Here is an 8257-nt window from a genome sequence, read left to right on the forward strand (position 1 = left end):
CTATGATCTGTAGAGGATGCTTGTGCTGTTGTGGAGAAAGGGAAAATCAGGGATATTGTGAGGAAACAGAGAATAAGTGATTTTAAGCAAAAAGTTTTCATAAAATGATTGATAATTCGATAATACAGCGTCTTAATTTAATTTAGCATCAGTTGAGTGATGTTGGTAAAATTCATCGTCAATAGTAGATTTTCTTGTCAGTAGGGGGGGACTACACTGCGGTATTGACCATAGCGATCGCCTCTTTCCAAATATTAGAGAAGTAATCAAATCAAAGTGGACTATTTTGCCCACCATAACTTGCCTATAGCAATGAGCGCTGGTATCTTTACAAATTGCAGGAGAGGCCAAATAGCTAAAAGTTTTATATTATAAGCAATTTATTCCCCCTGTTGCCTGTTGCCTGTTGCCTGCGCACAGCGCTATAAAAGCAAAAGGGTGCGTTCAAACAAACACACCCGATCTAACTAAACACCTAACATGGCTCAATTCACCCGAAATTCCTGCACGACCTCTCGCACAATTTCAAACAACTCGGCCACGATATACTCAACAAAGGGCTTACCGTCCACATCCTCTGTAAGCCAAGGGTCCATGATTGTCGATCGCATTACCACGATCTTGTCGCCAGTTCCAGTACTGGAAGTAGGAGCGAGAACATTCGTGTCCGTCTCCGTCTCCGTCAAGCGTCCGAGGTAATTATTGAAAAAAACGTCACCGTAGGTGTTCCTGTAGAAGGATGTCGAACTAACAAGAATCTTATAGTTGTAGATGTCACGACCATCTGCCTTCAAACTGATGCGATCGTAGATCATCTCATTAAACGCATTCAACTTGTCCAGATCCTGTTCCACCGTACCGTCTTCCTTCTTATAGTTGAAGGCATAAGTGAGGATATTCAAATCTGCTCCCTCCTCGCGCAGAGTTGCCAGATCCGTACCTGTGGTATCGTTGAGGATCGATTGAGGGGTTTTGCCAGACAGCTTACTCAGAAAAGACTTGACTGCCTCTGCTTTAGTTAGGGTTGAGTCGGACCAATGAGGCGTTGGCTCCACAATGAAATCTGGATCGTCAGCGCTCATCTCCACCAACTTCCAATGGAAGATTTTGCAGTTGTACGCCGTCAGCGTCATCAGTTTACCGTAACCCTGAGGTGTTAGGGGGATAGCTGCATGGCTGAGATAGACCCCTGCTGCTGCCGCCCCTGGCTTGGAGCCTTCAATACCATAGTCCCCCAGGGACAATTCCGGCGGTGTCGCTCCGGGAGCATTGTTGATATAGGGGGCGCCAAAGGCGATCAGAGTCCGCATCGTCATATTGCGATAACACAGTGCCCCCGCTGGATAGGGCAGGTAACCAGTTTTGTGGGGATCGATCGTAATTGTATCCGTGTTACCCAGTTGCTTATATTGATTGATAACGTAGTCGCTGACGGCTCTCGGTACTCCAGCGCTATCGGCATCGATCAGGGAGGCAAAATAGCCACCCCAAGCACAGTCTGCATGCACGGCAAAGTCCACATTCTTTTGACGAAAGGTTGTCTGCACATTCAGAATATCGACCAGATTATCCACTGTGCCCTCTTCCGTGCTGCCAAACACCGCAACCACCGCAATAATGGGGTGCTGCTTCCCGTCCCCTGCCTCAGTGCTAATATACTCATTAATAGCGCTTTCCAGTTCCTGCACATTCATGCGACCATTACAGTCCAGCTCTACCGAGTGCAGATTCTTGGCTCCCACTCCCAGGAGTGCTGCCCCCTTGGGTAAAGAATAGTGCCTCGACGCAGGTACCAGAATGACTCCATCTCCCACCTGCGGAGTAGTTAAAAATTTCGCAGAAAAGTCCATAAAGCCCATATTTTGGAGCGTCCAGGGATCGATTGCTTCATTCAGATCCGTCTCATTCACCTCCTCGTAATCATTCACGGCGCGCTCAAACAAACTGAGCACTTCATCAACAGACAAGTTCAACATATTCCAGTCTTCCAGACTTGTCAGCAACACGGGGTCGCCGCCAGAAGGGAGAGTGACCGTAAACTGATCGGCCACGGTTGGATATTTGTTCCTGAGACCTTCACGGAACGAGAAGGGATAGTATTTGAGGTTGCGCGCCGCCCACAGGGCTTCAATATTAGCAGTCGAGCCTCCGCAGGTGAGGTGGCCCCAAGGCTTAGGGGTTGTCTGTTTATAGCCCAACATCTGGCACAGATCCTCGCAGGCTTCTACTTCGAGCACGGTCGTGATCGGCGAGGCTTCTAGGGCGACGTTGTTCTGGTTGTAGAGCATGGCAGCAAAATAGCCCGCCATCCCTGGCAATGTCTGATCCCAGATCATGTGTCCCTGGTAGCGCATACTGGCAAAAGGCCCGGATTTCTTCAGTTGTGCCAGCAGAGCGTAGAACTCGGTTTTAATCGTATCCACCGCATTCAGATACTCCTCCTCCCGCTTCATGCTTTCGGTGATGGGGGAAGGATCGCTGGGATGGAAGTTGCGCCGCCAGAAAACGTGGTCGTCTAGGGCGATGGAGACTAAATCATGAAATAGATCGACGTTTTCACCGCGAGGTCCGAGAAACCAAGCCGCCACGTCCGAGGTAGCTTCAATTTCGCCAGTCTCTTCAGCAGTTTTGGCCTTAGCCCGCTTTTTGTCTGTTAATTTGGGAATGACGCGATCGGCCAACATCTTGCCAATTGCTTGCTGTAAAGGCTGATTTTCATAGTCTGGGGTATTTTTAGCACGTAGTTTTTTCATCTCTCGACTCCTGTTGTAAAAATGGATAAATAAAATTGAATGCAATGGAAGTTGAACAAGGGTTTCAGGGTTCGGGCAGTAGTTTCGGCTATTGCCGATCAAGTGGCAGTGTTAAGCAAGAGAGAGATTGCCACCGCCAACACCGCCAACATCCTCAAATCTGCTTCAAAAGACCATTGAAAAACATTCCTTAAACCTCATTAAAGGGGTTAACAACATTTCAGTTTGTCAAGAAAAATAGGAGGATCTATTTTCAACAATAGTCTTCAAAAGATCCTCCTAAATTCTACTTATGTGTACACCTTAGTGTAATCAGGTAATAGACTTAGTTTAGTCCTCAAGATTCATGTTCTCAAGATCGTCTAACAGCTCTTGCAATTGCCCATCAATGGTAAAGGAAGCCGGAACCTGACGGGGAGGATAGTCCCGAAACGTGTCCAGGAATTTGCCAACGTAATATTGGCTTGGTGGAATGACGAACGCATGATTGGTCTTCCAAATGTCATAATATGATGATTCTCCTGGGGCACGCTCAAAAGGATCGCGACGCAGGTTCAGGACAATAGGAATCCTCAATTTAATAAAAGGCTCAGACCACACCTTGGCACCTTTTTCCCGTTGCTCGCTAAAGATCAGTTTCCAATCATCATAGCGCAAAGCTGAGGGATAAGCATCATCCGTGAGATAGAACATCTCGTGACGGGGTGCTTCTACTGGCAACTCAGCAATTGCTGGGTTTTTACGTCGTAATTTTTCTAATTTAGAGGGGTTGATCCTGTCAAGGTAATCCAGGCGAGGTAAGAAGTTGTACCCATCTAGGTGCAGCGGATGGAAATCCCGACCGTTGGCTTCATAAACCACGGGGAGTTCAGTCCCATCGCAGGTACCGTCTGTTGGAGCCTCTTCTTCAAGACAAGGGTTGAGCAATTGAGTCTTAACATCTTGAAGTTCTTCAGCTCCAGTTGCCGAAGCTAGAGTTGGTAACCAATCCGTCATAGAAATGATATCGTTGGACACGACACCACCTTTCCAACGGGCAGGCCAGCGCACCAAAAAGGGAACCCGGAAACCACCTTCCCAGTTGGTGTTCTTTTCCCCATGGAATGGAATAGTCCCACCATCAGGCCACTTATAGAATTGCGCTCCATTATCTGCGGTGTAGATAACGATCGTGTTGTCTGCAACACCCAACTCATCAAGTTCATCGAGCAGCTCACCCACCATAAGATCGTTTTCTACCATACCATCAGCAAAGAGTCCTTGACCGGTGACGCCTTCCGACTCTGGCTTCAAATGGGTATATACGTGCATCCGACTGGGGTTCAACCAGACGAAGAAGGGCTTGTTATTATGGACTGCCTTTTCCATAAAGTCTACGGCTGCATCTTGAAACTCCTCATCCACTGTAGGCATCCGAGAACTACTGAGCGCTCCTGTGTTGCAAATCACTTGGTGACCTACGGGGCCTTTTGTTAGAATTTTACTTTTAGGACCATCTTCATCTACAACATAAGAAACTTGTTTCTTATAACGTGGAAGTGATTCATCATAAATACAGGGATGCTCTGGAACTAGAGAATCATGACGTTCCTTCGCTTCTGCCACTGTCTTAGGCGCTCCTTCCACCCTCGTATCATAAGAATGGAGAACGCCCTTGGGACCATACTTTTTAACGTAGTCACCGTCTGGTCCGCCGGGATAATCAGCGTTTTCTGGCTCTTCCTCAGAGTTGAGGTGATAGAGATTGCCATAAAACTCTTCAAAACCATGATTGGTGGGAAGAAACTCATCGCGATCGCCCAGGTGGTTTTTGCCAAATTGGCCTGTGGCATAGCCCTGTTCTTTCAAGATTTCAGCCAGAGTAATATCTTCGGTGCTGAGTCCCAAACCAGACCCTGGGAGACCTACTTTAGTCAAACCAGTACGTCCAGGGCTTTGACCCGTGATGAATGCTGCCCGTCCAGCGGTACAGCTATTTTCTGCATAAGCATCGGTAAAGCGAATGCCCCCTTCAGCAATGCTATCGATATTTGGGGTACGGTAGCCCATCATGCCGTCGTTGTAGGCACTGAGGTTAAACCAACCCACATCGTCAGTCATAATGACCAGAATGTTAGGTGGGCTGGTGGTCTCCTGGGGCAACGTCTGTTCAGAGGCATCTACAGCCCCCTCAATTGTGTCACTTGAAATGCTAGGTGTGCTAGCTTCCTGGGGCCACCTTTGTTGAAAGGCATCTAAAGCCTTGATCATTAAGTCACCTGAAAGCCCCATTTTTTCCTTGGGCAGCTCAAAATTAAAGTTTTGATGAGCAAAAGCAGGAGCGGTCGGGAGCCAGGGTAGCATCCCCGATAGGAATAGTAGAAGGGAGGTCGCGATCGCGATTCCCATTTTTATAACTCGTTTCACGAACCAAAAAACTCCTTAATTTGGGTGGTATTTTCTTTTTGTTGCATTCAATCAGGACTTACGAAAGTCTTGAAAATACGCTATCCGTAGACGGCGAATTGTAGGTTGGGTTGAGCGATAGTGAAACCCAACATTGTCAGGACTCTGTTGGGTTTATCCTACGGATAAGCTCCGCTAACGTTCCTCAACCCAACCTACGTTATTGTTGATTTTTAGGCTTAACTGAACTATATCGATCCAGATCGAACTATTAGCTTGAGTTTGGATAGTTCACCACAAAGCACGATCGCCTTTTCGGGTAAACCATAAACTCACTTGTTAGCTATTTGCAAGGCAAAAACCAAAATCAAAACTCTGAAATTGGAATTGATTACTCAATGGGAGTCACTTCAATTGAATCGATGATGTCTTGAACAATCTCATCAGGATTGCTGGTGACAAGACCCTGACTGGGCGGATACTTTTCAAATGTCTTCAGGTACTTCTGCACCAGTCCGATAGCTGGTGTGATCAAGTACTGTCGGCGGAACCACCAGTCGTTATAGCTGTTTGAATCAGTATCAGCCCGCTCGTAAGGATCTCGGCGCAAGTTAAATATCTTGGGAATCCGCAGTTTCACAAACGGCTCGCGCCAGAGGTCGAAATAGTGGGATCGCTGTTCCATAAAAACCAATTTCCAGTCGCCAAGGCGAACCCCCGGCATTTTTCCTTCATCATTGAAGTAGATGAAGCCTGGACGCGCCCCCTTGGAACCTGCTTCCCCTGCAGTTTCCAGATAAGGCAGTTGGTTATAACCATCTAGATAAGTACCGCAGAGATTGCTGGTGCTCTCTTCAAGGCAATCCTGCATTAGGGTTGTTTTGTAATCCGTGTACTTCTCTTCACCTAACGCTTCACCTACCGCTGCCATCAGCGTCGGCACCCAATCCAAGTGAGAGAAAATCTCGTGGGAAACTACTCCTGCAGGGATATGACCAGGCCAGCTTACCAAAGCAGGAACACGATAGCCACCTTCCCAGTTGGTGTTCTTTTCAGCTCGGAAAGGACTTATACCACCATCAGGCCACATATTATAATGGGGACCATTATCGGTGGTATATACAACAATCGTATTCTCTTTAATACCGAGCTGCTCGACCAAGTTGAGTAACTCGCCTACATGACCGTCATGCTCTACCATGCCATCACCGTAGAAATTTTGGCCACTGATTCCCTTAACCTCGCATTGCGACAACGCCTGAAGGTAAGCGATCCGGAGAACTCTACTATAACTACGCTTGCAGGTCAATTTGGGTTCTGGAGTGCAGGTCATTTTGCTAGAGATTACAAAGCTATGTTTGGAGAGTTGCCTTCAGAGACGTTGCAAAAGACTGCAAAAGTTTAGTTTGAGTATTAGACATCTCCAAAAATCAAAAATAAAATCAATTATTATCCAGAAATTATCAATTATTCCCCTCCACCGGAGGGGTGAGGGGTGGGTTCCCTGTTCCCTGTTCCCTGTTCCCTGTTCCCTGTTCCCTCTTTTCTGGAGATGTCTATATGATGGATAAAATAAAGTTTTCATAAAATGGTTGAGAATTAGTCGATCAATTCAACAATATGGGAAATAATACCAAAATGCTGTTCTAAAATTAAGAAAAGATAACTAGAAAATCTAAAGGTTAATATGGAAAGAGGTTTATTGTGGTTGCCCCTATTGGGTGTGTTTATCTGGTTAGCTTGGGCAGGTTGGAATGAGTATCAAAAGTTGGAATCTTACCGTGCTTGGGCAGAATCTTTTGAGAAAGCTAAATATGATATTTATGCAGTATTGGGTCAAAATGGTGAAAGTATAACTTGTGGAAAACCTACACGCAAGGGACCTGTTAATTTGGAAACCTTTTCTTTGTCAGATGTGATTTCGCTACAATTATTAGTTAATAATAAGGTAGTAGATCCGGAAAATTTACCAGGTCAAGGTAAAGTAGTTTTGGAGTTTATTTTTTCTGATTCTAAAAATATCCAAATTCCCTTTACAGATATTGATTTAGCAGTTAATTGGTGCAAATATTTACAGCAAAAATTATAGTAGTTGAAGTAAACTTTAGTAAATTTGCCTGTTCCCTTAAAAAAATAGATATTTCATCAAAAAAATGTCGGAACGTTCCATGGCAAGTTGTTAAGCATTTAAACCATATATCCAATTTTTGTTCAAGGCAACAGGCAACAGAAAACAGGGAATATAAAACCTAAATGATTTTTAGCTTACCTCCCTATAAGTTTAATGGGTGTTGGTGATGCGTGGCTATGATTTTGCTTTAATGGCGATGGCATAAACATTAACTGAAAAGCATTTTATATTTTGCAAAATTTAGGTTTCATAGCTTGATTCACCAACACCGTTTAATGGGTAGTCCTCCATCGTAATAGTAGATAGGAACAATCAATTTCCAGTGGGAGCATCCTGCCCGCGAGTACGGGAGCAAGATGTTCCCACTGTTTTCCTCACAAAAATAGGCGTTGGTGAAGCGCGGGTATGATACTAATCTTAATTACTTAGGAGTCAACCCACCCCTGTCCCTCCCAGGAGGGGAATTCAGTCGGACCTCCTCAGGAGGGAAGAAAGAAGAATAAACCCCAAGTATAAGGAGAAAGTTTTTTGGTCGGGTAAGTACGGGAGCAAGATGCTCCCACTGTTTTACTCACAAAAATAATAAAAAATCAAATCAATTATAGGGGATAAATTATCAATTATTCCCCTCCCAGGAGGGGAAGGACCTCCTCAGGAGGGAAGAGAATGCGCGAAACATTTGCTCTTGGATGAAGATGAAAATTTTTTTTATACCGAACCCGAGCGGATTTGATATAAACCCTTATTTATCGGTAATGCACAACCATTACAATGTACCACCATCGTTTAATAAATTTCTGGGGATGTCTAATATCAAATCCGGTAGTATCGGTACAATTAATATCGTAGGGGTTTTGTGACCAAACCCCTACCAAGTTTGGAATTTTGCCTCTTTTAGAATCTTCTACTCCAAAGTAAGCGTATTTGATATAATAGAGTCAAGCTTACTAATACCAATTCACTTTAAATATGTCACAAATAGTTTCAA

Annotated in this window: 5 protein-coding genes; 2 read left to right on the plus strand and 3 right to left on the minus strand. The window is 45.1% G+C overall.

What is annotated here, in order from left to right; genetic code table 11:
- Positions 1-485: 485 nt before the first annotated feature.
- The 3 genes from F6K13_RS08420 to F6K13_RS08430 all read right to left on the minus strand — a co-directional run bounded on the left by F6K13_RS08420 (position 486) and on the right by F6K13_RS08430 (position 6447).
- A complete protein-coding gene (locus F6K13_RS08420; RefSeq protein ID WP_287287194.1) occupies positions 486-2753 on the minus strand; it encodes a pyridoxal-dependent decarboxylase in 2268 nt (755 codons plus the stop codon).
- A gap of 330 nt (positions 2754-3083) precedes the next feature.
- Complete coding sequence (locus F6K13_RS08425) at positions 3084-5141, minus strand: arylsulfatase (RefSeq protein WP_205127570.1); 2058 nt, start codon at positions 5139-5141, stop codon at positions 3084-3086.
- Positions 5142-5529: 388 nt separating this feature from the next.
- Positions 5530-6447 (minus strand): sulfatase-like hydrolase/transferase, encoded by a 918-nt coding sequence (locus F6K13_RS08430; RefSeq protein ID WP_282433669.1) that lies wholly within the window; start codon positions 6445-6447, stop codon positions 5530-5532.
- Here F6K13_RS08430 and F6K13_RS08435 point away from each other — a divergent pair.
- Both F6K13_RS08435 and F6K13_RS08440 read left to right on the plus strand, forming a co-directional pair.
- Positions 6358-6543 (plus strand): helix-turn-helix domain-containing protein, encoded by a 186-nt coding sequence (locus F6K13_RS08435; protein WP_240039212.1) that lies wholly within the window; start codon positions 6358-6360, stop codon positions 6541-6543. The genes F6K13_RS08430 and F6K13_RS08435 overlap by 90 nt on opposite strands.
- Before the next feature lie 282 nt (positions 6544-6825).
- On the plus strand, positions 6826-7227 hold the full coding sequence (locus F6K13_RS08440) for a hypothetical protein (RefSeq protein ID WP_124147835.1): 402 nt from the start codon (positions 6826-6828) through the stop codon (positions 7225-7227).
- Positions 7228-8257: the final 1030 nt, after the last annotated feature.

The sequence above is a fragment of the Okeania sp. SIO2B9 genome (assembly GCF_010672505.1).
Lineage (GTDB): Bacteria > Cyanobacteriota > Cyanobacteriia > Cyanobacteriales > Microcoleaceae > Okeania > Okeania hirsuta.

What these genes read in the sequence shown, in the direction of transcription:
- F6K13_RS08420 (WP_287287194.1), bottom strand. Translation starts at nt 2,753, where the DNA reads ATGAAAAAACTACGTGCTAAAAATACCCCAGACTATGAAAATCAGCCT.
- F6K13_RS08425 (WP_205127570.1), bottom strand. Translation starts at nt 5,141, where the DNA reads ATGGGAATCGCGATCGCGACCTCCCTTCTACTATTCCTATCGGGGATG.
- F6K13_RS08440 (WP_124147835.1), top strand. Translation starts at nt 6,826, where the DNA reads ATGGAAAGAGGTTTATTGTGGTTGCCCCTATTGGGTGTGTTTATCTGG.